Origin of the sequence: Dyadobacter sp. CY327 (genome assembly GCF_021390415.1) — a bacterium.
GTDB classification, from domain to species: domain Bacteria; phylum Bacteroidota; class Bacteroidia; order Cytophagales; family Spirosomataceae; genus Dyadobacter; species Dyadobacter chenhuakuii.
Window position 1 is genome coordinate 1,749,020 of the sequence record NZ_JAJUXJ010000001.1, and the last position, 24,966, is coordinate 1,773,985.

At 44.5% G+C, this 24,966-nt stretch carries 15 protein-coding genes; 7 read left to right on the forward strand and 8 right to left on the reverse strand.

The window, feature by feature from the left end:
* Nucleotides 1-31: 31 nt before the first annotated feature.
* The 6 genes from LZG74_RS07350 to LZG74_RS07375 all read right to left on the reverse strand — a co-directional run bounded on the left by LZG74_RS07350 (nucleotide 32) and on the right by LZG74_RS07375 (nucleotide 11,618).
* Complete coding sequence (locus tag LZG74_RS07350; RefSeq protein ID WP_233795920.1) at nucleotides 32-1,534, reverse strand: glycoside hydrolase family 32 protein; 1,503 nt, start codon at nucleotides 1,532-1,534, stop codon at nucleotides 32-34.
* A 42-nt stretch (nucleotides 1,535-1,576) separates the two neighbouring features.
* Nucleotides 1,577-3,295 carry a RagB/SusD family nutrient uptake outer membrane protein gene (locus LZG74_RS07355; protein ID WP_233795921.1) on the reverse strand — a complete coding sequence of 573 codons (1,719 nt, stop codon included), beginning with the start codon at nucleotides 3,293-3,295 and terminating at the stop codon, nucleotides 1,577-1,579.
* An 11-nt stretch (nucleotides 3,296-3,306) separates the two neighbouring features.
* Nucleotides 3,307-6,384: a TonB-dependent receptor gene (locus LZG74_RS07360; protein WP_233795922.1), complete on the reverse strand. Its 3,078-nt coding sequence runs from the start codon at nucleotides 6,382-6,384 to the stop codon at nucleotides 3,307-3,309.
* Complete coding sequence (locus tag LZG74_RS07365) at nucleotides 6,377-7,276, reverse strand: carbohydrate kinase (RefSeq protein ID WP_233795923.1); 900 nt, start codon at nucleotides 7,274-7,276, stop codon at nucleotides 6,377-6,379. The genes LZG74_RS07360 and LZG74_RS07365 overlap by 8 nt, the downstream gene beginning before the upstream one ends.
* A gap of 13 nt (nucleotides 7,277-7,289) precedes the next feature.
* Nucleotides 7,290-8,612 carry a sugar porter family MFS transporter gene (locus tag LZG74_RS07370; RefSeq protein ID WP_233795924.1) on the reverse strand — a complete coding sequence of 441 codons (1,323 nt, stop codon included), beginning with the start codon at nucleotides 8,610-8,612 and terminating at the stop codon, nucleotides 7,290-7,292.
* Between the two features lie 267 nt (nucleotides 8,613-8,879).
* A complete protein-coding gene (locus LZG74_RS07375) occupies nucleotides 8,880-11,618 on the reverse strand; it encodes a substrate-binding domain-containing protein (RefSeq protein WP_233795925.1) in 2,739 nt (912 codons plus the stop codon).
* Nucleotides 11,619-11,811: 193 nt separating this feature from the next.
* Here LZG74_RS07375 and LZG74_RS07380 point away from each other — a divergent pair, with 193 nt between their 5' ends.
* Nucleotides 11,812-12,405, forward strand: coding sequence for an alpha/beta fold hydrolase (locus LZG74_RS07380; RefSeq protein WP_233795926.1), 594 nt, complete (start codon nucleotides 11,812-11,814; stop codon nucleotides 12,403-12,405).
* Nucleotides 12,406-12,473: 68 nt separating this feature from the next.
* Here LZG74_RS07380 and LZG74_RS07385 read toward each other — a convergent pair whose 3' ends face one another.
* On the reverse strand, nucleotides 12,474-13,871 hold the full coding sequence (locus tag LZG74_RS07385) for a hypothetical protein (RefSeq protein ID WP_233795927.1): 1,398 nt from the start codon (nucleotides 13,869-13,871) through the stop codon (nucleotides 12,474-12,476).
* Nucleotides 13,861-14,469 (reverse strand): RNA polymerase sigma factor, encoded by a 609-nt coding sequence (locus tag LZG74_RS07390; protein WP_233795928.1) that lies wholly within the window; start codon nucleotides 14,467-14,469, stop codon nucleotides 13,861-13,863. The genes LZG74_RS07385 and LZG74_RS07390 overlap by 11 nt, the downstream gene beginning before the upstream one ends.
* 289 nt (nucleotides 14,470-14,758) lie before the next feature.
* Here LZG74_RS07390 and LZG74_RS07395 point away from each other — a divergent pair, with 289 nt between their 5' ends.
* From LZG74_RS07395 to LZG74_RS07420, 6 genes are all read left to right on the forward strand, one after another.
* Nucleotides 14,759-17,167, forward strand: a complete 2,409-nt coding sequence (locus tag LZG74_RS07395) for a TonB-dependent receptor (RefSeq protein ID WP_233795929.1) — start codon at nucleotides 14,759-14,761, stop codon at nucleotides 17,165-17,167.
* A 4-nt stretch (nucleotides 17,168-17,171) separates the two neighbouring features.
* Nucleotides 17,172-18,008, forward strand: coding sequence for a DUF4249 family protein (locus LZG74_RS07400; protein ID WP_233795930.1), 837 nt, complete (start codon nucleotides 17,172-17,174; stop codon nucleotides 18,006-18,008).
* Nucleotides 18,009-18,264: 256 nt separating this feature from the next.
* The gene (locus tag LZG74_RS07405; RefSeq protein WP_233795931.1) at nucleotides 18,265-18,840 is read left to right on the forward strand and encodes an RNA polymerase sigma factor; all 576 of its coding nucleotides are present in this window, start codon (nucleotides 18,265-18,267) and stop codon (nucleotides 18,838-18,840) included.
* Between the two features lie 85 nt (nucleotides 18,841-18,925).
* On the forward strand, nucleotides 18,926-19,993 hold the full coding sequence (locus LZG74_RS07410; RefSeq protein ID WP_233795932.1) for a FecR family protein: 1,068 nt from the start codon (nucleotides 18,926-18,928) through the stop codon (nucleotides 19,991-19,993).
* A gap of 186 nt (nucleotides 19,994-20,179) precedes the next feature.
* The gene (locus LZG74_RS07415) at nucleotides 20,180-23,461 is read left to right on the forward strand and encodes a TonB-dependent receptor (protein WP_233795933.1); all 3,282 of its coding nucleotides are present in this window, start codon (nucleotides 20,180-20,182) and stop codon (nucleotides 23,459-23,461) included.
* An 11-nt stretch (nucleotides 23,462-23,472) separates the two neighbouring features.
* Complete coding sequence (locus LZG74_RS07420) at nucleotides 23,473-24,927, forward strand: RagB/SusD family nutrient uptake outer membrane protein (RefSeq protein WP_233795934.1); 1,455 nt, start codon at nucleotides 23,473-23,475, stop codon at nucleotides 24,925-24,927.
* Nucleotides 24,928-24,966: the final 39 nt, after the last annotated feature.

Below are 24,966 nucleotides of genomic sequence, written 5' to 3' on the forward strand. Positions count from 1 at the left end.
ATTTTTACATTTGCCGCATGGAAATAGATGATTATTCTACCGAAGGTTTCAAAACTGTATATTTCAGATTATCAACCGTAATCCCTGAAACGGATTTAATGTGCAGTTTGGACATCGGGGTTTCCGGAAAGAAAATATCGGTCATCACCGTTAGCCCATTGTCAGCGAAGAGCTCGACGGAGGCAACGTCGGCGATTAATGTCAGCGGAATATCACTTCCTGTTGCAAATCTGGGCGCAATGTGTTTTTCTCCAAAACCTTTTTCAAAGTCAATGGCACCGGATTTCGAACGGTCAATGTAATATTGATTTTTTGCTTTGTTATAACCGACGATCAGTTCATTACCAGCCTCATTCGCCAGCACTATTGAGAAATCCGCTGTGTTTTTGGTCGTAAAATCCAGGCGGAAAAGTCCGGTTTTGTTCTTTGCTTGTTCCGTCAGATCCAGCTGATCTTTCACCTTTACATTCTTCATTGAAAATGTGGTGGTGTTCAAAACATCCAGTTCTTTAACGGGAACCGAAGTCAGGTAAGTTTCTTTACCGACTGTTTTTAAACCCAACTCACGGGCAATCGTATTCGCACTTCTCCAAGGATCTGTCGGAACCTGATTAGCATATTGCCAGTTGCTCATCCAGCCCATCAGAATGTTGCGATTGCCTGTGTTGGCGAATGTTACAGCTGCGTAATTATCTGTTCCAAAATCCAGCCATTTGGTTTCCTTTGAATTGGAAGTGAATGTTTTACCGTCAAAGTCTCCGAGGAAATATTGGCCCGCAGAACCTTTGTTCGGTCCGCCTGGATTAATGTTCACGATCAGCACCCAAATGTCTTTTCCTTCGTGTTTGATCGGAAAAAGATCCGGACATTCCCACACGCCGCCGTGGCCGCCTTCATTCGCCCCGAATTCACTTTCGCGCGTCCAGGATTTCAGGTCAGGAGAAGAATAAAACGTGATGCGGTCTTTGGTTGCCAGCGTCATCACCCATTTCTTCTGCGGTTCAAACCATCTTACTTTCGGGTCCCGGAAATCGGTTACGCCCGGATTCTGGATCACCGGATTTCCTTTGTATTTCGTCCACGTTTTTCCGTCGTCCAAACTGTATGCAATGCTTTGCGTTTCGTGTTTACCGGTTTGCTTTTTTTCCTCGACAGGGTCGTGGTGCGTAAAAATGGCAACTAATGCGTCTTTCCCGAATCCAGCTGTATTGTTCTTATCAACAACCGCACTTCCTGAAAAGATGTAACCTAGGCTATCCGGATACAAAGCAATCGGCTGCTCTTTCCACGCGATCATATCCTTGCTCGTAGCATGTCCCCAGTGCATGGGTCCCCAAACCTTGCCGTCCGGATAGTATTGATAAAACAAATGATAAATCCCGTTGTGATATACCATCCCATTCGGATCATTCATCCAATTGGCTTTGGGCGTAAAGTGAAACTGCGGACGGTATTTTTCTTTAAACGCCTGGGCAATAGCATTAGAGCCGGTTATGGCGCAGATAAGGAGTAATGCAATGATTATTTTTTTCATAAAGTTATTTGATTGTGTTTGAGCCAGGCCAGTTGCTGACATTTACCATCCTGCATTTTGTTTGTACAAGCCGCTGCTGAAATTGATCTGATTCAATGGGATAGGCAGATATTCATCCCGGCCTGCTGTAAATTTCGCATCTCCCAAATGCGTTGCCCTTGTTTTCTCAATCTGGAAATAGGCATTAATGTTTTCAGCCGCAACGCCCCAGCGAACCAGGTCGAAGAAATGATAACCTTCACCAGCAAATTCAAGTCTTCTTTCCCAACGCATTGCCATTCTTGCATAGTTCTGTGTCCAGTCCGAACTCTTAACATATGGTTTCACCCTGAAATTGGCCGTTGGTTTTCCATCTGCTGCTACGAGCAAACCTGTACTTGTGGCTGCACGGGCACGGATCCTGTTGATCAAAGGAAGTGCTTCGTCTTGTCTACCCAGTTCGATCAATGCTTCGGCTTTCCAAAGCAATACATCGGCGAACCGGATAATCTGCCAGTTTTTGGCGCTGGACATAAATGGCGGCACTTTTTGGAAAGACGGATCTGTTGGTAAAACCACTTCTTTAATGCTTGCAAATGCACCGTAAACCGCCGGAGCGCGTGCCCAGGATTTTTGGAATACATAGCTTTTACCATATTTGAATGGTGCATTTGGCCTTGCTACGGTGTGATCAAGCCGCGGATCGAAAGAGCTGGTCTGGAAATCGAGGGACGCTGCAACGTCATTAGCCGCATAGGTTTGAAACAAAGGCAGCCCGTCAGCACTTGTTTTGAAGGAATTGATCAGGTCGTGGCTGGGAACGTGGAAACCGCAGCACCCGTATTCCTGGTTCATGGTGTAATTCAGCGCATGTCCGTAATCCAGCCTGCCGAGTGGTGTGCCGTCGTTTTTTGAGTATTGGATTGCAAATACGGATTCGGGACCGTTTTCGGTTGCTGTCAAAAAGTTGTCAGCGTAATCTGGACTCAGATTATACTTGCCCGAGCTGATCACCTCATCACAAAGCGCATTTACTTCTGTCAGCAAGGCTTTGTTTATGGTTACGACGGCATTGGTTTCGTTTTGTTCGTAAGCCTTGTACAAGAGTGTTTTTGCCAAATAAGCCTTCGCCGACATCTTGTTTGCGCGGCCTTTGTCATTTTGATTTTCAGGAAGCTTGTCAACGGCACTCCGGAAATCGGCTTCTATTTTTGACCATAGTTCATCATTGGAAAGCTTATCATTTGAAATGGTCGGATAGTCGGTTTTGGCAATGGTTTCGTCGATATACGGGACATATTTGAACAAGATTTTAAGCAGGAAATAGAAATGTCCTCTCAGGAAATTCAGTTCACCCATGCGGGCTGCTTTTTCCGGATATTCCGCGTCTGAAAATGCACTCACTCTCCGCATTGCATCATTGGTACGGCTGATTCCAACATATAATCTGAACCAAACCTGGTCGATCAATGCATTATCCACCCGGTTCAGGGAAAATGTTTCGAACAAATGGAATTCCGACAAATCACCCGGCCCGTCGCCACCTTTGTACATATCGCCTCCGCGAATGCTTCCATACGCCCACATACTGGAAAAAGGGGAAGTGTAATGATCGTTTCCAAGTGCGGAGTAGGCTGCTACCACCATTTTGTCCACATTTTCAGGGGTGTTCAAATCGTCGCCCGAAATGACGCCTTGAGCAGGTTCTACCAGCGCATCATCGCAGCCTGTGAAAAGCACCATGAGCAATGTCAGGGCGTATATTATTTTTTTAGTGATCATGATTTCAGAAATTAGAAAGTGACATTCAGGCCAATGGTTCCTATGACAGGGATCGGGAAAGCGAAGTTTGGAATCTCCGGGTCGGGACCTGTGAAAGCTTTACTTTTGATGGTAAACAGATTACTTCCTTGCAGATACAACCGCGCGCTCTGGATTTTCAGGGCATTTAGACTTTTGAAATTGTAACCGATCTGCGCGTTTCTCAGCTTTAAATAGGAACCGTTTTCAATGAAGTAAGTCGAGAAGCGGCCTTCATTATTTCTGTCCACCAATGTCAATGCAGGAATATCAGAACTTGTGTTTTCAGGCGTCCATGCGTCCAGCGTTCTTTCACCCCAGTTCGTGCCGGTCCAAAGTGATGAGAAATCGGTGTAGGTTTTAAATTCGTTCTGAACCTTTACATTGATTCCCTGGAAGAAAAAGCTCAGATCGAAATTTTTCCAGCTTACGGAAGTATTGAAGCCGTACATATATTTTGGCGTGCTGTTTCCGATAAAATCCCTGTCCTGCGCGTCAATGGTGCCATCGCTGTTCAGATCTGCATATCTGATCCGTCCCACGCCCTTGCCCGGCTGGGTTGCAGCATTGTCTACTTCACCCTGATTTTGGAATATGCCGTCGGCTACATATCCGAAGAATGAGTTGGCCGGACGACCCAGAATAGTCTTGTCCGTTCCATTTCCCGGATAGGATGCAATCACCTCTTTTGGCAAATAAGTGATCTTGTTGCGATACAGAGAGAAGTTACCTGTTAGGTTGATTCTTAGATCGTTGCCAATTTTTGAGTCATAGGAAAGCAATGCTTCGAAACCGCTGTTTTTCATCGAAGCACCGTTGGTAAACCGGTTTCCACCATCACCAATCACGGCCAGATATGCCGGGCTGATGAGGATGTCGGAAGTCTTTCTCTGGAAATAATCAACAGAACCAGTCAATGTGTTGTTTAAAAAACCAAAATCCACACCAAAATTCGATTCTGCCAGAGATTCCCATCTCAGCGCGTCATTGCCTTGTTGGATTAATGTAAATCCTGACGGAAGCTGGCCCGTGCCGTTGCCGCCAATGTCATAAGCACTGCCATTATCAAAATCCCAGGTCGGATCGCTGCCATAAATGGCTGAGTATAAAGACTGCGTAGCATTGTTTGGAATTTCCTGGTTACCCGAGCGACCCCAGCCATATCTTAGTTTCAGGTCAGAGATGAAGGGAATGTCTTTAATAAATGTTTCTTCGCTCAGACGGTAACCCAATGAAAATGCAGGGAATGTTCCGAAACGGTTTTCTTTTCCAAAGCGTGACGAACCATCGCGGCGTACGGTTGCCGATGCCAGGAATTTGTCGGCGTAAGTGTAATTAACCTTTGCGAAATAGGAGAAAAGCGAATTCGCACTGCCGCTGCCGCCATTATTAATGTTGTTGCTTCCTGCGTTCAAATAAGAATAATTGATATTCTCCAACGCCAGGCCTCTTCTGCTTGCTGAAAATTCCTGGGCGATATATCGGATGCTTTCTTGTCCAACCAGGATTCCAATTTGGTGCTTACCAGTTTGAATGTCATAGTTTAATGTATTTTGCCAGATCGAATTTCCTGAATAGTCCTGGAAATTGCTTACCTGATTGGTTGGATCAGACAAGAAACCGGAGGTGTACGATTTTCTAAGCAATCTCTTGTAACCACCGCTGTAATCAATTCCATAGCTGGTTTTCAGGTGCAGTTTTGGGATAATTTCCAGGTCGGCAAATACATTTCCGAATAGCCGGTAGAAGTTGCCTTTGTTCTGACGGTTGTCCTCGATAAGCCTTACCGGGTTTTGGCGATCGGTCATGCCGGAAGCAGGACCGCCCCAGCCGCCATCGACGGTGTAAACCGGCACAACGGGCTGTGAAACCAGTGAAGCAAACAAAATATCAGCAGTAGGAGACTGAACATCCTGGATGTAAGTAGCAGACAGGTTTTCGCCGATTTTCAATTTGGACTTAAAGAGCGAGAAATCTGTGTTCAACCTTGCATTATACTTTTTATTATGCGTCGATTTTACAACTCCTTTATTATCATAATAGCCCAGCGAAAACATGGTATTTCCTTTTTCAGAACCATTAGAAATGGACATATCATAGGATTGAATGATAGACTTTTGTGCAATCTCATCATACCAATAAGTGTTCGCAGGCTTCATCGTTTTTGCCGCATCAATGAATTCGGGATACTTTACCTGATTCAATGAAGGACTATTGAAGTCGTTATTCCAGTCGTATTGATAAATCTGGTTCGCATTTGGATCCGCTTTGTCATTGACTGCCGCCTGCCAGTAAGCGCGGCCTCTGCCGTCTGCATTCAATGTTTTCAACTTGGAAGCATAATCCTGAATTGAAGTAGAAATGTTCACATTCAACCGCGATTGACCGTTTTTGGCTTTTTTGGTCGTAACAATCACCACGCCATTTGCAGCTCTTGAACCATAAATGGTCGCCGAAGATGCGTCTTTCAAAACCTGAATAGATTCGACATCGGCCGGGTTAATTTCATTCAATCCTCTTTTGGTAGGAATGCCGTCGATGATGTAAAGCGGATCATTATTGCCCAATGTACTGCCGCCTCTGATCCTTACCGTAGCACCACCACCGGGCGCTCCATCCGTGGTGATCAACACACCCGGCACTCTTCCCTGCAATGCTTTTGCCGGGTTACCCACCTGACTGTCCTTAATGTCTTTAATGCTCACCACACTCACCGCACCTGTGATATCTTTCTTTCGCTCAGACTGATAACCGGTGACAACGACTTCATTCAGGCTCTTTGAATCATATTCCAGCGTCACATCCATGACACTATTCGTGCCCGGAACCACCTCACTTGGGACCATGCCCACGTAAGAAAACAAAATCGTAGCGCCACCGTTAATGCTGATGCTATACTTTCCATCGGCATCGGATAATGTGCCATTGGTTGTACCCTTTTCGAGGATACTTACACCCGGGAGCGTCACGCCGGCGCCGTCTTTCACGGTTCCGGTGATGTTGGATTGAGCAGCCGCAAGTTGCACCCAACATAGTATGGCAAAAGCCAGAAGCGGTAGTCGTTTAAACATGATTGATTTGATTATTGATTAAAAAATCAGCAATTTCTTTTTCAGCAATAACAGGTGTAGCACCAGAATAGGAGGCAACCAGCGCACCAACTGCGCAGGCTTTTTCAAGGGCTGAGGGAATGGAAGAGCCGGATATGTATTCTTTCAGAAACATTGCCAGGAAGGAATCGCCGCTGCCAATGGTGTCCTGCACTTCCACGACATAGCCACCCTGAGAATGAAATCCGTCACCAGAAAGGACGACCGCGCCATCGGCACCAAGCGTTACACAAACTAGTTTCAGGTTGAAGCGCTCATAGAGAAATTTCATCTGCGTTTCCACTTCGGGCTGGATGCCAAACCAGGTGCAAACCGTGTTAAGCTCGTGCTCGTTTACTTTTACAATGTCGGCTTGTTCCAGCAGATATTCGGTTGTGGCTCTGTCCAGATGCGGAGGGCGAATGTTGACGTCAAACACTTTCAATTTTGCATCTTTCAGTAAATCAAAAAGCGTGTCACGCGATTGCTGGCTGCGAACGGAAAGCGTGCCGTAGACAAACACATCTGAGTTCTTTACTAACTCTTTGTTTTCAGGCGTGGTCATAATGTAGTCCCAGGCCACGGGCTGCACGATTTTGTAGGTTACTTCTGTTTTATCTGTCAGGTTAACCTTTACAATGCCGGTAAGGTGCGTAATGCCGGTTTGAATAAAATCTGTATTAAAATCCTGACTGGTAAGGTAATCCATGAGCTCAACGCCGAGGTCGTCGTCGCCGACGCGACTAATGAAAGCAGGATTCATGCCGAAGTTTTTCAGGTGAATAGCCACATTCATGGGCGCTCCGCCGGGTTGTTTGCCAGAAGGCAGCATGTCCCAAAGCATTTCGCCGAAAACGGTTATTTTTGGTGTCATATAAGTTGAGAAATTAATGTAGAATCATTGTTTTGTCAGTCCTTTCCAGCGAGGTTCCTTTGGTTTCAGGCATGATGCGCCACACGAAAATGAGCTGCAAAATCATCATCACTGCGAAGAAGGAAAACGTAATTCCTCCGCCCAGATATTCGGAAATGATCGGGAAGGAAAAGGCGATGACGGCCGCCATAAACCAGTGGGTAAAGCTTCCCAGCGCCTGGCCGTTTGCGCGTACTTCATTAGGGAAAATTTCAGATATGAAAACCCAGATGACCGCGCCCTGTGAGAATGCGAAAAAGGCAATGTAAACAAAAAGGAAAACCGGAACGCCCGTGAAGTCTTGGATAAAAAATGCCCTGGCAACCAATCCAAGTGTGATAATGACACCCACGGAGCCGATCGCCATCAATGTGCGCCTGCCGAAACGATCTATAAAGTTGATGGCTAAAAGTGTAAAGGCAAAGTTCACAAACCCAATTCCGGCGGAAGATAAAAACGCAGCTTTTGCTCCCAATCCCGTCATTTCAAAAATGCGCGGACTGTAATAAATGATGGCATTGATCCCAGAAACCTGGTTGAAAACTGCAAACAGAATGGCAAGCATTACAGGTGTTTTGTACTTGGCAGAAAATAGCCGGGCCGAAGGTTTGTCTTTTGTTTCTTCGTTTGCGTTCATGATCGCAGACAAAGTTTCTTCGCTAGTCTCCGTATCAATGATGTTCAGAATGTCTCGGGCTTGTTGCACGTCACCCTTTTTCATGATCAGCCAGCGCGGACTTTCAGGAACATAAAGAATGGCGAGTAAGAAAATCAGAGAAGGCAGAGCCTGCACACCTAGCATCCAGCGCCAGGCGTTGTCGCCCATATCCTGCATGAAGTAATTGGAGAAGTAGGCGATGAGAATTCCGAAAACGACATTAAACTGGAATAGCCCAACCATTTTTCCGCGTGACTTCGCAGGAGAGATTTCGGAAATATACATGGGCGCAGCCACTGAGGAAGCACCAACGCCCAGTCCGCCAAGGAATCGGAAGAATATGAAAACATACCAATCCGTCGCGAGCGCCGAACCGAGAGATGAAACGAGATATAAAACAGCGATCCAGAATAAGGTGGTTTTTCTTCCCAGTCTGTCTGCCGGAATGCCGCCTAACATAGCCCCGAGAACAGTTCCTATCAATGCGATGGAAACCGTGAACCCGTGTTCGACCGCGGACAGATCCCATAAATGCTGAATGGCTTTTTCCGCCCCCGAGATCACGGCCGTATCAAACCCGAAAAGAAACCCGCCAAGTGCAACGACGATCGACCAAACTAATACCTTACTGTTTTTCATTGGTAGTTCTGATTTTTTGTCAAAACTACCGCCACTTGCTGCCCGGAATAACTAAATAATATCTCAAAAAAGTTAAACTTTGATACAGTGGTATTTTAGAAGTATATAATGATGATAATCAGTGAATTAACTTGCGATTTAAAATTTGATACATCCGTAACCTTTCAATTTTGATACATCTTGTTTCAAAATTGTATCATTTCTTATGAATTCAGGGGGAACCGCATTGGACGATTGATTGAAAATCTTGAATAAAAATCTGGCTTCTTATGATTTCTTATATTCCATCGGTGTTTGATTATATTTTCCTTTGAAGGCCGTTGAGAAGTAGGTAGGGGAGGAAAATCCGACCTTATAGGCGATGTCAGCAATGGTCAGATCGTCGCGGCGCAGCAGGAACTTGGCTTTGTTGAGTCTTACCTGCTGAATGTATTCATTCACGCTCATGCTCAGCAACGCCTTCACCTTCCTGTAAAGCTGCACCCGCGACATGCCGAGATCTCTGCCAATATCTTCCACGCTGAGCTCGGAATTATCGTAACGCTCCTCAATATATGCAGTGAATTGGGTGATAAATTTCTTATCCAGTTTGTTCGGATTCGTGCCCGACGAGGTTTCAATGGGCAGCTCACTCGTATAATGTTCGCGAAGCACGGACCGGTTTTTCAGCAAAGTCTTAATGCTTTCCTGCACATATTGCAGGTTAAATGGTTTGGTAATGTAAGCGTCCACGCCCGTTTGAATGCCTTCGATTTGCTGTTCGATGGTGGTCCTGGCGGTTAGTAAAATCACTGGAATATGCGACGTCCTGAAATCTGCTTTCAGTATCGCGCTCACGCCCAGTCCATCCTTTTTGGGCAATGTCACGTCGCACACGATCAGATCAGGAATGTGTTCAAATGCCAGCCTCAAACCTTCTTCACCATCATTAGCAACGAGTATTTGGTAATTGACATTCAGTTTTTGTTCCAAAAGCCTGACCAGATCATTGTTGTCTTCAATGAGCAGCACAGATTGTTCATGAGCTGAAACTTCCTTGGAAGAAGGATTATTCGAAGCCGGATCATCTTCCTGAATTTCGAAATTTTGAACCATAGAAAAATCTTCCGCGTGCCCGGTTTGTAATTCATCTTCCTGGAAATGCTTGTTACCCAGCGGCAGTTCAATGGTGAATGCTGTTTCCTTATTAGGCTGGCTGCGAACAGAAATTGTGCCTTTATGAAGCGAAATCAATTCCTTGGAAAGCGCCAGGCCGAGCCCGGTTCCCAATGCTTTATAACCGCTTTCGGCTTGATAAAAAACCTCGAAAACATGCGCAACTTCCGATTCCGTCATGCCTATTCCGTTGTCTTCCACTGTAATCTGCGCTTGATTATTGGAATTGGTTTTGATATACAAATAAACCCTTCCTTTATCGGGCGTGAACTTGAATGCATTGGAAAGCAAGTTAAAAATCACCTTATCGAGCATCATGGCATCAAACCAGACCATCACTTCGGGATCGGAAGCGATCAGCTGAAAATCAATCTTGCGTTTGGAAGCAATGCGTTCAAAGGCAACCATAATGTCTTTCACAAATGCCACCAGATTGTGCTCGCCAGCACGCACCTGCATGCGATGACTTCCCAATTTTCGGAAATCCATCAGCTGGCTCACCAGCCTAAGCAGTCTTAATGTGTTCTTTCTGATCAGGGAAAGTTCTTGTTTAATCAAAGGATCGCGGATTTTTTCGCTGGCTAAGACGTCTTCAATGGGTGCTAAAATCAATGTAAGCGGTGTGCGGAATTCGTGCGAAATGTTGGTGAAGAATTTTAATTTGGCCTCATTCTCAATTTCAGCACTTTGCGCCAGTTGTTCGATCTGGTTTTTTTGATCTGAAATTTCATGGTTCTGCACTTCCAGCCGCTTGTTAATCTTCCTGTTTTCGCGTAAAGAATAAAAGGAAATGGCCCCGAAAATGAGTGCTAATGCAAGCGTGATGGAAACGGTGTAAATGACAATGCTCTGGTTTTCAGAAATCGCACGCTGCTCTTCAATTTTCTCCTGCCGACGTTCAATGTCTTGCTGCTGCGCGACCAATTTCTCGCTCTGCAACTTCATGATCCTGACATTGGTCGAATCGATCATGGTGATTTGAAGCCGGTTTTCCCTTTTGAAAGGCTTCTTTTGAAGAATAGAAATCGCAGTTCGAATGGCTTCTTCACCGCCAGTCGGATATAGAATAGTAGCATTTAAAACATTCCTATCAACAAGATCAATGCCGCCATTCGGCCCGGTTAGGCCGTCTACACCAATGAGGCGGATCTTTTTTTCGAGACCTAAATTGTTACAAACCTTAAAAGCGGTGAGCGCACGGCGATCATTCTGGCAGAAAATAACGTCAATGTCGGTATGCGTTTGCAGCAGTTTGGTGAGGGGAGCTTCGAAAGAATATTTGTCCCAGTCTCCATCCAATTTTGCTGTCAATCTAATGCCCGGAAAGCGGCTGACCGTTTCCATAAAACCCTTATGGCGATCAATATCCGCTGATGAGCCAGGCTTTTCACTGATCTCGATCACCTTTCCCTTCCCTTTCAGAAGTGTATTCGTATAAGCTCCGGCAATCTGCCCGACTTCCACATTATCAGCACCTACATAGGCTGTATACTGATCAGAATTGGTCCGGCGATCCAAAATAATGACTGGAATTCCGCTTTGATAGGCTTTTTCTACAACAGGTGTAATCGGCTCGGCTTCATTCGGAGATACGATCAGCAGGTCAATTTTTTGTTCGAGTAATGCTTCAATCTGCGTGATTTGTTTTTGACTGTTTCCTCCCGCATCCTTCATCACAAAGTTAATCTCCGGATTGAAAGACAGCTCCCGGTACATGCTCTCCTGCATGGTTTTACGCCAGTTATCACTGCCCGTGCACTGCGAAAAGCCAATCGTAAACTGCTTCGATTCCTTTTTGGAACAAGCAGTCACCATAAAACAAACCAGAATAATAAGGTTAAAGTATTTCAATGTTTTCTTGTATTCAAGTCTGTTGGTTGATGTCTATAAATGTATCACAAATGGAGTTTGAAACAAATTGAAAAGAATTGATGTGTACCTCAATTTTTCCGGGGTTTGGCTACGCAATGCCCCGATTTCACTACGCCGGGGAGTTGAAGGCTGATGAACTTTGCATATCTCAAAATTCAAAATCAATAACAACATGAAACAGTCACAAACACCCATCATGAGCTTCAGTCCGGTTGTATTACCAGTTTCCGGCCGTCACGTAGACCTCGAAATGAAAGTTTCTGCTCCTGCTAGCGGAAACAACCTGCCGGTCATTCTTCTTTCGCATGGGCATGGCCCCTCTAATTTCCTCTCTTCGTATAGAGGATACGGTCCCATGGTTGATTTTTTTGCGGCAGAAGGGTTTGTTGTCATTCAACCCACTCATCAAAATTCCCGAGCACTTGGTCTTTCGTCATCCCTTCCGGAAGCACCCTTGTTTTGGAGTTCACGGGCAACGGACATGCAATTTATCCTGGATCATTTAGAAGAAATTATTTCCACAGTGCCGGGGTTAACCGGAAGAGTCGATCAAGCAAAAGTTGCTGCCATCGGCCATTCCATGGGCGGCCAGACCGTGGCCATGCTGGCAGGAATGGAGGTAACCGACCCTGCAACAGGAAAAATAGTGAATGCCGCAGAGCCAAGATTGAAGGCCCGGGTGCTGATTGGCGCCTCTGGTGGACCAGAAGGATTTAACGGATTGGAGTGCAGAGCACCTCCTGAGGGTTATTTGAATTTGTTATAGTAAGTAATATCATATGGGGGAGCTTTTGGACATTGTTTTTTGAGACAGCCTGCCGACGTCGTTAAAAGTCATCTATTTAATTTATAGAAAGCCTGCACCCTGCCGCCCCACAAAAGACCTTTGTTGTAAAATTCTGTTTTACGTAATTGAGGACTAACATAAGGACTTACACTAAACAGGAACTTGTTCGAGCGACGCTCCAGACCCAGGTTTATTGTAATATCGTTAATAGCCTTTATTGATAATTTCGCATTGTATTCTCCTTTATCAAAGGATTGACTGTCTTTCTTATAATTGAAATGAATGTCTTTTTGGGCGTAGACGAAAAGATCAGTTCCTATCCCGAAACGCAGGGCCCAATTCGGATGTATTTCGTAATGATGTGCAATTGTTAAAGGGATTTGAACGAGCTGATGATTTTGTTCAATATTTAACAAATCAACATTTTGAGCTATGTAGGGCGCATACAGAGCCCTAAAATCCTGGCGAGTATTTTGACCAAACTGCTCGGCAGTGTCGTAACTGTCGCCGGTGATCTCTTTCCAGCGGGCACCGGTTTGAAAACTCCATTTGGGAGTGATCCGCAGCTCTCCGAAAAGTGCGCCTGCCACCTGCCTGTTACCTGCGTCAAGGCTTCCACCCACATAATAATCCATCTTTTTAAGAACCGACTTCATTGATTCTGAGTAATATTTAGGTTTGTCTTTGCTAAACAAAGGTAATTTCTCGGGCGTCTTTAAAACCGGTAGTTTCAAATGCGTAAATGAAAGATGAATGTTGCCAATACGGCTATTTAATATTGTCTTACCAGCTTTGAGGAAATTTTCAGTATTTGTATACGGTGCTTTGTTAGCCGGATTATTGTCATTGCCCTTTATTTCGGAAGGTTCTTTCTCAACAACGGCATCGTCTGATTTGTAGCTATTTAATCCTGTGCCGGAAGCATTATTCCGAGCAATGGATTTTGCAACCGTTCCAGCCGTTTTATCTATTACCATGCCAGATGAATCTGCTGGTTGGAAGTTTGAATTCTGTACTGATTCTTCCGTAGGCTGATTATTAATTGGCTGCTGAATTTCGTTATGAGGACCCTGCCTGGTGTAAAGCAACTCCTGATGATTTTGGGCTGCAATGGTTTTTTCAATATATCGGTCAATGTATATGGTATCGACACGTAGACTTGTTTTTTGAGCAGAATTTAGTTCAATAGAAGTGATTCTGCTTTTTAAAGAATCGAGGGAGGATAAGAGTTTTTTATTGGTAAGATTTTGAACGTAATTGAAGGATAGAGAGCCGACCAGTAATGAAGCGACCAACCCGTAAATCAGGATTTTGGTCCATGAAAAATGGGGCGTCATATTACCATTCGAAGAGACATAATTATATATCCGATCGACTTCTTCATCGCTTGGATCCAGACCCAATAGCTTTTTCCGGAATTCGTCGTCAAATTGCTCAGTTTTCATTAAATCCCTTATTAGGCCAGTTATAAAGTTGATACAAATGCGGAAAGTTTAGTTTTATCATTGTCTGCAATTTTCGTCTGGCATCCCTCAGGTTAGATTTTGATGTTCCTTCCTGGATACCAAGCATATTAGCTATTTCTTTATGTGAATATCCATCAATTACAAACAGTGTGAAAACCATTCTATAAGCCGGTGGGAGGCGTTGAACCATTGTTAATATTTCTTGGGCAGATATTTCGCTTAAAATGTCATCACTCCAGTCCGCAACTTCCAGATTATCCAGACTAAGCTGTTCCTGCCATTTGAGATTCTTCCGGTAATGGTCAATAGCCGTATTAATAGCAATTGTTCGAAACCAGGCTTTGAAAGGTTGCGCTTTATCATGGCTATGTAAATTCATAAACACTTTTAAAAAGCAGTCATTGACAATCTCGTCCGCTTCCTCAAAGGTAGCCGCATATCGAAGCGAAATGCTTTTGGCATATCCTGCGAATTGTCGGATCAGACATCGTTGTGCCTGAGCATTGCCACCCTTACAGGCATCCAAAATGCTTGACAGATCCTTTTCATCAAAGAGAGCTTTCCTTCTAAATAGCAATGGTAATTAGATTTAACATCATCTTCTTCCCCTTACGGAAGGTAACATGCAAAGGTGGGGTGTGATTCTATATTTTTTTTGAGAGAAAAGATTTTTCAGCATTAACCCCACTATTTTTTCCGACAACCCGTAATGGCTTTTGAAAACAGTATCCCTGTTTCGTCTCTACGTTGCGTGTAGTTTCTTCCGTTGGTTACAGTGTGCCTACCTGTTCGCATCACAAAGGTTCCGTCGCATAACCATTAATGGAAGATTTAGAAGAACACATAAATAACTTTTTTAAAATATTATGAAAAAAACAAGTCAGTTCAAGCCCTTCGGGTCAAGGAAAAGGTACGCCTTATTCGTGCTCATAATGTTGTGTCCAGTATTCCTTTTTGCACAAACAAAATATACAATTAGCGGTATAGTCAAGGATGTTGGCAACGGTGAAACACTTCTGGGGGCAACTGTCATTTTAAAAGGGACTTCTGTTGGAAGCGTAACCAATGAATACGGTTTTTATTCTATTACAGCACCGGAAGGTAATTATACCTTAACGATTTCCTATTTAGGATTTACAACTTTTGAAAGGGCCATAGACCATAACTCTAATCAAAAGCTTAACATTGAGCTCAAAGGGGATGACGCCCAATTAAATGAAGTAGTCATCACAGCTGAAGAATCAAAACAAGTAGACATTGGGACACCTCAAATGAGTGTGACAAGACTCTCAACGAAGGATATCAAACGGATACCTGTTGTTTTGGGTGAGGTAGACTTAATCAAGTCCATTCAATTGCTGCCAGGTGTTACCAACGCCGGCGAAGGCGCATCGGGCTTCAATGTACGCGGTGGTGCAGAAGACCAGAATCTGATTCTTTTGGATGAAGCAATTATTTACAACGCCTCTCATTTATTTGGTTTCTTCTCCATATTTAATGCTGATGCAATTAAGGATGTTAAACTTTATAAGGGAGGAATTCCTGCCCGTTTTGGAGGTCGTGCTTCTTCGGTACTGGATATACGGCAAAAAGATGGAAACAGTAAAGAATTTGAACTCACTGGCGGTATCGGTGCTATTTCCAGTCGTTTGGCGGCGGAAGGGCCCATGTTTAAGGACAAAGGTTCGTTTCTGATTGCTGGTCGAGCCTCTTATGTAAATATATTCTTGGCCTTGGCCAAGGAGAGCAGTAGAGCCGGATTTTACGATTTGAATCTGAAAACAAACTATGAAATTAGTGAGAAGAACAAACTATATCTATCTGGTTATTTAGGCAATGATAACTTTAACCTGGCAGGACTCTTCACTAATTCATACGGAAACCTCTCAGGAAATTTGCGATGGAATCATATTTTCAATAACAAGTTATTCTCCAATGTATCCTTAATATACAGTCGATATAATTATAACCTGGAAATTCCTATTGAGGGAATTGATTGGACCTCAGATATAAGCAATTATAATATGCGCTATGACTTTGGGTATTATGCAAGCGATAAATTAAAATTTGACTTTGGGATAAATGGAATTTATTACAACTTTAATCCAGGAAGACTCAATCCTTTAAATGCAACTTCGGGCGTTAATCCAGAGAAATTAGACGACAAATTTGCTTTCGAAGCTGGGATCTATGCAAGTTTAGAACACAAGATTTCTGAAAGACTCACCGCTGAATATGGCTTGCGGCTTAGTTACTTTAATCGACTTGGAAAGCAAACATTAAACAATTACGCAAATAATCTACCAGTAATTTACAACAAGGAATTAGGCATTTATGAGCGTACCGAACCCATTTCCAATACAGACTACGGTCAAGGAAAAAGCATAACTATATTCAATAATTTAGAGCCCCGGTTTGCACTTTCATATCAGCTTAACGAGAAGTCTTCTTTTAAAGCAAGTTATAACCGGGTTGCTCAATACCTTCATTTAATTTCCAATACCTCATCAGCCACACCATTGGACGTTTGGACACCTAGCGGAAAGTTTATTGAACCGCAAATTGCAGACCAATATGCTATTGGCTATTTCAGAAATTTAAACGAAAATATGTTTTCCATCGAGGCCGAGGCCTATTACAAAACCATCGATAACAGGATAGATTATATTAACGGTGCAGAACTGATAGCACAAAACACCATTGAAACCGAAATTTTGACTGGTGAAGCCCGGGCTTATGGCTTAGAGTTTCTATTGCGGAAGAACCAAGGCGATTTTACAGGCTGGGTAGCGTATACGTTGTCAAAATCGCAGCAACGCACGCCCGGAGGAGCGGCTGGCGGATTAGGCATTAACAATGGGAAATGGTATAACTCTAACTGGGACAGAACCCACGACTTTGAGTTTACCGGAAGTTATAAACTCAACAAAAAATGGCGATTTGGGGCTAATATGGTATTCCAGACAGGGCGACCTGTTACCTATCCTAACGGACAGTTTATATACAACGGACTATCCGTGGCGACTTATTCCGAAAGGAATGCAGACCGATTGCCTGCCTATCACAGACTAGACCTTTCAGCAACCTTAACACCGCAAAAAAATAAAGATAGAAAATGGCAGGGAGAATGGGTATTTGGCATATACAACGCTTATAACCGAAGCAATGCAGCCTCTATCTCTTTTGGTCAAAATCACCAGACCGGCGTATCTGAAGCCACGCGTACTTCCATATTTGGTATTGTCCCATCAGTAACATACAATTTTAATTTTTAAAACAATGGAAAACAGAAATATATTCACCAAATTAGGGATACTCCTTATTCTAATAGGATTATTAAACTCGTGTACAGATATCATAGATGTTGATGTCCCGAACGGTGGGGCACGATTGGTGGTTGATGCGTCTATTAAGTGGCAAAAAGGTACTGCGGGAAAAACACAAACCATTAATCTAAGAAAATCAACTGCTTTTTTTGACAAGAATCCGGATGTTCCTGTTACGGGTGCCTCAGTAACAGTAACCAAAGAAAATGATGGGTCAGTATTTGTGTTTGCCGATCAGAATAATGGTAATTACACTGCAACCGACTTTATTCCGGAATTAAACGCATCGTACACTTTGAAAATCCTTTACAACGGCAACTCCTACACGGCAACCGAAACCTTGATTAAAGCACCTGTTATTAATCGGGTTGAGCAAGCCATTGAAGGTTCTGATGGTGACACAGAAATTGTGCTTCAGGTATTTTTTGACGACCGCGTTGCTGTTTCAAATTATTATTTAGGTGAATTTGCTCCGTCTAATTTACCACTGCCATCTCTTTCAGTTATCAGCGATAAATTTTCAGATGGTAACGAAAATTATATTGAGAACGATAACGAAAACAATGTTGCAGGAGTAACTGTAGGAATTAATGTTTATGGTATTTCACGAAGATATTACGACTATCTAAACATATTGATTCAGCAATCCGGAAGTGATGAAGGCGGGCCTTTTCCAACTATCCCTGTACAGTTAAAAGGAAACTGTTCTAATGTCAATGATACTAATGAAGAAGTATTGGGGTATTTCAGGCTAGGTGAGTTTGATACTACATCATATACGATTAGGTAGCCAGCATCCCGAACTGTATTATTTTTTTAGTCATTTTCCGCAGCGCAACCGTTTTGGCTGGGCGGAAAGCTTGTCGTATGAGCTGAATAACTATCTCACGCTCAAACCTAAGCCACGTAAACTAGATTTCCCTTACCAAGCCGTTATTCTAAGCAGGACATATAAGCAGATATTCGCGACTCTAAATAAAGTAATATGTGCTATCTTTACCATATTCCATCGAAAAGATGGTCGTTATGCATTAGACAGCATAAATATGCTAGAGAGGGAGCTTTTAACGGAATTAAATACTGGGGATAAGCGTGCCTTTACAAGTCTCTATTTTACGTATAGTGCACAGATCTATTCAAAGATTCTGCGTTTAACCAAATGCGAGGAAACATCCCAGGAAATATTACAGGAGCTTTTTTTGAAGGTTTGGGAGAGGCGTTCGCAGATCAATCCCGAAAAGCCATTCAAGGCATATTTGTTTACGATCGCGCAAAATCTGATTTATGACCACTTCCGCAAGGTGGCCAGGGATAAAGTACTGGTAGACAACCTCATATCTTCTGCCTCCATGTATTACCGTTCAGAGGACAGCGAGGTATTTGAGGTAAGATTGCAATACATTCATAAAGCCATTGAACACTTGCCTCCCGTGCGAAAGCACATTTTTAAGCTGTCCAAAATAGAGGGAAAAAGCTACGAAGAGATCGCTTCGATAATGCAAATATCGACTTCTACCATCAGTGACCACATAGTGAAAGCAAACCGGGCGATCAAGAAATATCTGCAGATGCACGCGGATGTGACGGTGTCGCTTTTCATCTGCATTTTGATGGATTTATAAAATTTAATTTTTTTTTTGTTCCCGAGCAGAGGATTAAATTTTGCCAAGCGTATTACACCCAGAATCCTAACTGACGTGAACCGCTTTGGAAGACAACGGACAAATTAAAGTACTATTCGAGCGTTACCTGGCCGATGAATGCACCCCCGAGCAGATACGTAAACTCGTCGCGTATTTCGGCCTGCCGGAAGATAACGGTACGTTGCGAAACCTGATTACGCAGCATTTTGAATCGCCTGAATCGAACGATGCATCGGCTAATGGAGCTGTTCAGGAAGTATATAACCGGCTTTTGAATCAATTGGATGTCAAAACAGAAGTCAAACCTGCTCCAAAGTATTCCTATTCATTACCTCTGTGGTCGCGAATGGCCGCGGTCTGGGTGTTACTGGCGGTGAGCTGCGGGATCACGGCTTACTTTTTTATGCGCAAGGCAGATCATGCCATTTCCGAAAATCCGACTTTCAGTTCGGTACAAATGCAAACCACAGTTACGGGCATTGGGGAGAAGAAAAAGATCTTATTGGAAGATGGTTCGGTCGTGTGGCTCAATGCAAAAAGCAAGCTGACCTATCCGGCTTCGTTCGAGAAAAATAGCCGGGAAGTCAGTCTGGAAGGGGAGGCTTATTTTGAAATCTTCAGGGATGTAAACAGACCGTTTACCGTGGAGTCTGGGCAGGTGAGAACGAAAGTACTCGGGACCAGCTTCAATATCCAGGCCTATGATGCAGATCCGGCAGTTTCAGTTACCGTATTGACGGGGAAAGTGCAGGTTAATGCCTCAGAATCAGTCATTCAGATCGTCAGGAACCAGCAGGTGAAGTATATGAATGGAAATATTTATAAAGAGGTAGATATCGATGCCACTGCCCAAATCGCCTGGCAAAACGGAAAACTGCAGTTTCGGAACAAGCTTCTTTCGGATGTTATTAAAACGCTGGAACGAAACTACACCGTCGCAATTACTTACAATGCTGGTTTAAGCGATTGTTATGTACATGCCGATTTTGATGCCGAAACACCGATTGAGAATGTGATGGAGATGCTTGCGGTTTCATTGGGCGGAAATGTGAACAACCTTGGAAACGCACAGTACAGACTGGAAGGAAATTGTAAGGATATCCGCGCCAGAGCGAATGATGCAGAAGAGTAAAATGAAGTTTAATGGAAATCTAAACCCCAAGCCTATGAATAAAGCCCACAGACAGCAAAAATCCCCGGAAATGATCCCGGGGAACCAGTAAAATGAAAGTTTAAGCTTGTATGCGTGCCGCAGCCTTCGAACTCTAACGGTCCGCTACAAAAACACAATTCCTATCACTTTAATGATTTCAAAATTATGAAAAAATCTCTCCCAAGGGGTGAAGTAGTTCATTATATTCTAATGACGATGAAATACAGCGCTTTTTTTTACATGCTCGTCTGCTCCATCTGTTCGATGTCATTTGCAGAGGACTCCTATGCGCAGAACCTCAACAAATCGGTAACGATCCATCTCAGGAATGTGACGCTTAGCGAAGCGCTGGACAAGCTGGCATCGGCTGCGGATGTAAAATTTGTTTTCGTTGGCAGTACTCAGGATGCAAAGAAAATTGAATTGAATGCGGACGATCAGAAATTAGGTGAAGTACTTTCAAAACTGCTTTATCCATACGGTTTGTCGTATGTCACGATGAAGAACAGCATTGTGATTAAGACCACCGATCTTAAAGTCAATTCCATTCCAGTGAAACCGATTATACCCATCAAAAATGTACAGCGTATATCCGGGAAGGTTATTGATGAAAAAGGGGAACCGTTGCCAGGTGTGAACATTGTGCTGAAAGGAACCAGTCAGGGGTCCAATACGGGCGTGGATGGCGCCTATTCCATGGAAGTTCCGGACGCGCAGAGTGTGCTCATTTTCAGTTTTGTAGGATATGAAAGTCAGGAAGTCGTAGTTGGGAATTCTGCGGTGATCAATGTTTCTTTAATGGCAGATACCAAAGCACTGAATGAAATCGTCGTGGTTGGATATTCTTCCAAACAGCTTTCCCAGCTTTCGAGCTCGGTTTCAGTGGTTTCCGGCAAGCAGCTAAACGATGTAACGTCAAACAATCCCATTAGTTTGTTGCAGGGAAAGGCTCCGGGCGTGATCGTTTCAAATTCCTCCGGCGATCCCAATGCGACCAGCAGTATTGTAGTGCGTGGATCGAGCTCCATTACAGCTGGCTCGGCACCACTGATGGTTGTCGACGGGATTATCGGTGGGAATGCAAATCCAAACGATATTGAGTCGGTTACGATCTTGAAAGATGCTGCCGCAACCGGTTTGTACGGCTCGCGGGCAGCGAATGGCGTAATCATCATTACCACAAAAGCTGGTAAAACAGGCAAAACCCGCATTGACTTCAATGCATCTGCCGGTTTTAACAACGTGACCACAGGTAATTTCGAGGTGATGAATTCCCAGCAGTTGTACGATTATGAACAAAGCTTCTACCCGGCCGATCGTTTCAATACCGAAATACCGGCGAGCGTCGTATCACAAAATACCAACTGGCAGGATCTCGCATTTAGGACTGGGATCACACAAAATTACGTGCTATCCCTTTCAGGAGGTTCGGAAAAAACCAAGTTTTACATTTCAGGAAATTACTACAATGAGCAGGGAACGCTGAATTATAACGATGCTAAACGGTATAATGTAAGAGCCAATATTACCCAGAAGATCAACGACCGGGTGAAGCTGAATTTCAAAGTGAATGCAAGGTTCAGCAACCAGGGTTCCGACCGCGCGGGCCTCGATGGTGCATTATATGGAGCCTACAACAACATGCCGTGGGATAATCCTTATAATGCAGATGGTTCTGTAAACAAAGGAACAGATGGCGGCTGGTACGGAAGAGAGCAGGAAAACTTCCTGCACGGCTGGCAGTATAATATCAATCACGCCAATGCATCCGGCCTCGACGGCGACCTGAACCTCGACTATACGATCCTCCCAAACCTCACATTTTCATCCTACAACCGGGTGAGTACTTCCAGTTCAAAAAGTGAATTGTACTACGATATCCGCGCAAAAGCAGGAAAAGGACTGGGACGTCTCACCAACGGATTCGTGAGCAGCCTTTCCATGATCACGTCCAACCGCCTGCATTACGACAAGAATTTCGGCAAACACGAGATCAGCGCATTAGCTGTTTTGGAAGGAGAAAAAAATAAGTTAGAAAATGATGGAGTAACCGGCGAAGGTTTTGCACCCGGGCTGCATGTGATGAACACCGCTTCCCGGATCCTTTCCGCGAACGGACTTATCAATGAAAATTCGTTCATCAAAGGTCTTGTTCAGCTGGATTACAATTACGACAACCGTTATTTTCTGGTTGGATCGTATATCAATGAATCTTCATCGCGGTTCGGGGCAAACAATCGCTCCGGTAACTTTTATACCCTGGGAGCTTCCTGGGTACTGAGCAATGAGAGCTTCATGAAGGATTTTGTCACATTCGACCTGCTGAAAGTCCGCGCCAGTTACGGGGTGACCGGTAATGCAGAAATCGGGAATTACCAGTCGTTCGGGCTTTATAGTTTTGCGACGCAGTATGCGGGCAACTCCGGTGCGTTTCCGTATCAGATGGATAACCGGGATCTTACCTGGGAAAAAGCGAAAAGTCTGAATTTTGGATTGGATATCAGCTTGTACAAAAGACTGATGCTGAACATTGATGCCTACAACAAAACGACCGACGGACTGCTGCTGAATGTAGAAATGCCTTACACCAGCGGTTTTGGATCGGTGATCAGGAATGTGGGCGCAATCCGGAACAGGGGTTTGGAACTGAACCTGAACAGCGTGAACCTGGGTGGCAAGTTCCGCTGGGAAACCAACTTTAACATTGCATTCAACCGCAGCAAGGTACTCACGCTGGACCAGGGAAAGGATATCAGAACCGGAAACATTCTCATCAGCGAAGGTGAAGAGCTTTATACCTGGAACCTGCGCAAATGGATGGGGGTAGACCCCGCTACCGGCGACCCGTTATGGGAGCAGATCACCAAAGGTACCGATGGCGAGGAGATAAGGACTACCACCAACTCGTACGCCAGCGCAACCCAGCAGAATGTAGGCTCCGCATCTCCGGATTTTACAGGTGGCATGAGCAACACATGGAGTTACAAAGGATTTACATTGTCTGCATTTTTCAATTATGTGAGCGGCAACAAAGTATATCACACGTCACGCGCGTTGTTCGACTCGGACGGGGCCTATTATACCTACAACAGCATGGTGCTCGCCGACGGATGGAATCGCTGGGAGAAGCCCGGTGATGTTGCCACGCATCCAAAACCGGTTTTTGGGGGTAACAAAAACTCCAATCAGGCGTCGTCGAGATACCTGGAAGACGGCAGCTACATCCGGTTGAGGAACATCAATTTTTCCTACCAGTTACCCGATCATCTTGCAAGAAAGATCAAGTCGGAGAACGTGCGGATTTTTGTGAGCGGCGACAACCTGGTAACATTCACCAAATTTTCAGGTATGGATCCCGAAGTATTGCTTGGGCCTTCCGGTGGGACTTCCAGCATCAAGTATCCCATCAGTAAGAAAGTGTTGTTCGGAATTAATATCGGCTTCTAAAAAAGGAAATCATGAAATCAAATATCATATTTAAAAATATACTGGTTGCCCTGCTGCTTTTCACGGCATCCTGCGACAATGAGCTGCAGCCGTACGACAGCAAGCCCAATGAAGTGGCACTGGCAACTCCGGCCGACATCCAGATCGCTACGTATGGAAATTACGCCATGCTGGTTACCGAGGCATATACCCGTCATTTTCTGACCCTGAACGAATGGCCGGGAGATAATGTGGTACAAAGTGGCGCGGACGGGGACCAGGCTTCCCTGGGAGCATCCTACCTGCACATTCCGGCCATGTACCCGACCACCGATTTCTGGGCGCAATCCTATAAATTAATTTACGGTACAAACCTGGTCATCAATAAGATCACCGATGGGCAGTCGGCAGAGCTGGATCAGTTGAAAGGAGAAAACCTGTACTTGCGGGCGATGGCGCATTTCAACCTGGTGAGGCTGTTTGGCCGGCCCTATTCACAGAATAAGGGAGAGAATCCCGGCATCCCGGTCGTTTTGGGAACCGACGAAAATTTGTATCCGGCCCGAAGTTCCGTGAAAGAGGTGTACGCCGCCGTGATTGCAGATCTGGTGAAAGCGGCGAGTCTGATGACCGAACAGAAGAATGCAAATTTTGCTTCAAAAGAAGTGGTGGATGCGCTTTTGTCGCGGATCTATTTGTATATGGAGGACAATGAAAATGCCATTTTGTATGCCAATAAAGTGATCAATTCAAAACGTTACCAGCTGGCTTCCACGGAGATGTACAAGAAATCACCGACGCTCGTGCCCGAAAGCAATCCTGAAACGATTTTCAATTTTAGGCATACCCTGGCGGATAACAAAGACAAAAATGCCGTGGGTTCTTTGTACTACAATGATCCGGCTACGCTTTCGACAGGCTGGGGAGAATACTATACTTCCGTTGCGCTCTGGGATCTTTTGCATGAAAATCCGCAGGATGCCCGGATCAGCTTTATCACGCCGCATTACATTGATGGCAAGCTGCAGTATCGAGGCACGTCGCCGCAGTATTTTATCAATAAATTCAACTGGCAGGAAGGGATCGCGAACCTGGCTTCCCCCGTGTATCTGCGTCTTGCCGAAATGTACCTCAACCGCGCCGAGGCATATGCGAAAACGGGGAAAAACCAGCTCGCGATCGACGATGTAAACCTGATCCGCACGCGTGCAGGTCTGACTGGTAATGCACTTTATACGGTTGGTACCCTCAAAGGCCGGGGCAGTGTGTTGAATGTGGTTTTGGAAGAACGCCGTCTGGAACTGGCTTACGAAGGCCACCGTCCGGGTGATATATACAGGAACAATCTTCCGCTGGTGCGGGCATATCCGGGTCTGCATGGTACAGACAACTTTCATTTGACGGTAGAGCCGACTGCGCCACGTGTCGTGTACTATATTCCTGAGCGTGAGATCAATATCAACCGCAGTCTGGTTCAGAATCCTTAGTTATTCAGACATGTCCTGAGCCCGTTATCCACTTCGTAT

What these genes read in the sequence shown, in the direction of transcription:
- LZG74_RS07405 (WP_233795931.1), top strand. Translation starts at nt 18,265, where the DNA reads ATGCTAGAGAGGGAGCTTTTAACGGAATTAAATACTGGGGATAAGCGT.
- LZG74_RS07370 (WP_233795924.1), bottom strand. Translation starts at nt 8,612, where the DNA reads ATGAAAAACAGTAAGGTATTAGTTTGGTCGATCGTCGTTGCACTTGGC.
- LZG74_RS07420 (WP_233795934.1), top strand. Translation starts at nt 23,473, where the DNA reads ATGAAATCAAATATCATATTTAAAAATATACTGGTTGCCCTGCTGCTT.
- LZG74_RS07365 (WP_233795923.1), bottom strand. Translation starts at nt 7,276, where the DNA reads ATGACACCAAAAATAACCGTTTTCGGCGAAATGCTTTGGGACATGCTG.
- LZG74_RS07380 (WP_233795926.1), top strand. Translation starts at nt 11,812, where the DNA reads ATGAAACAGTCACAAACACCCATCATGAGCTTCAGTCCGGTTGTATTA.
- LZG74_RS07350 (WP_233795920.1), bottom strand. Translation starts at nt 1,534, where the DNA reads ATGAAAAAAATAATCATTGCATTACTCCTTATCTGCGCCATAACCGGC.
- LZG74_RS07415 (WP_233795933.1), top strand. Translation starts at nt 20,180, where the DNA reads ATGAAAAAATCTCTCCCAAGGGGTGAAGTAGTTCATTATATTCTAATG.
- LZG74_RS07385 (WP_233795927.1), bottom strand. Translation starts at nt 13,871, where the DNA reads ATGAAAACTGAGCAATTTGACGACGAATTCCGGAAAAAGCTATTGGGT.
- LZG74_RS07360 (WP_233795922.1), bottom strand. Translation starts at nt 6,384, where the DNA reads ATGTTTAAACGACTACCGCTTCTGGCTTTTGCCATACTATGTTGGGTG.
- LZG74_RS07355 (WP_233795921.1), bottom strand. Translation starts at nt 3,295, where the DNA reads ATGATCACTAAAAAAATAATATACGCCCTGACATTGCTCATGGTGCTT.
- LZG74_RS07395 (WP_233795929.1), top strand. Translation starts at nt 14,759, where the DNA reads ATGAAAAAAACAAGTCAGTTCAAGCCCTTCGGGTCAAGGAAAAGGTAC.
- LZG74_RS07400 (WP_233795930.1), top strand. Translation starts at nt 17,172, where the DNA reads ATGGAAAACAGAAATATATTCACCAAATTAGGGATACTCCTTATTCTA.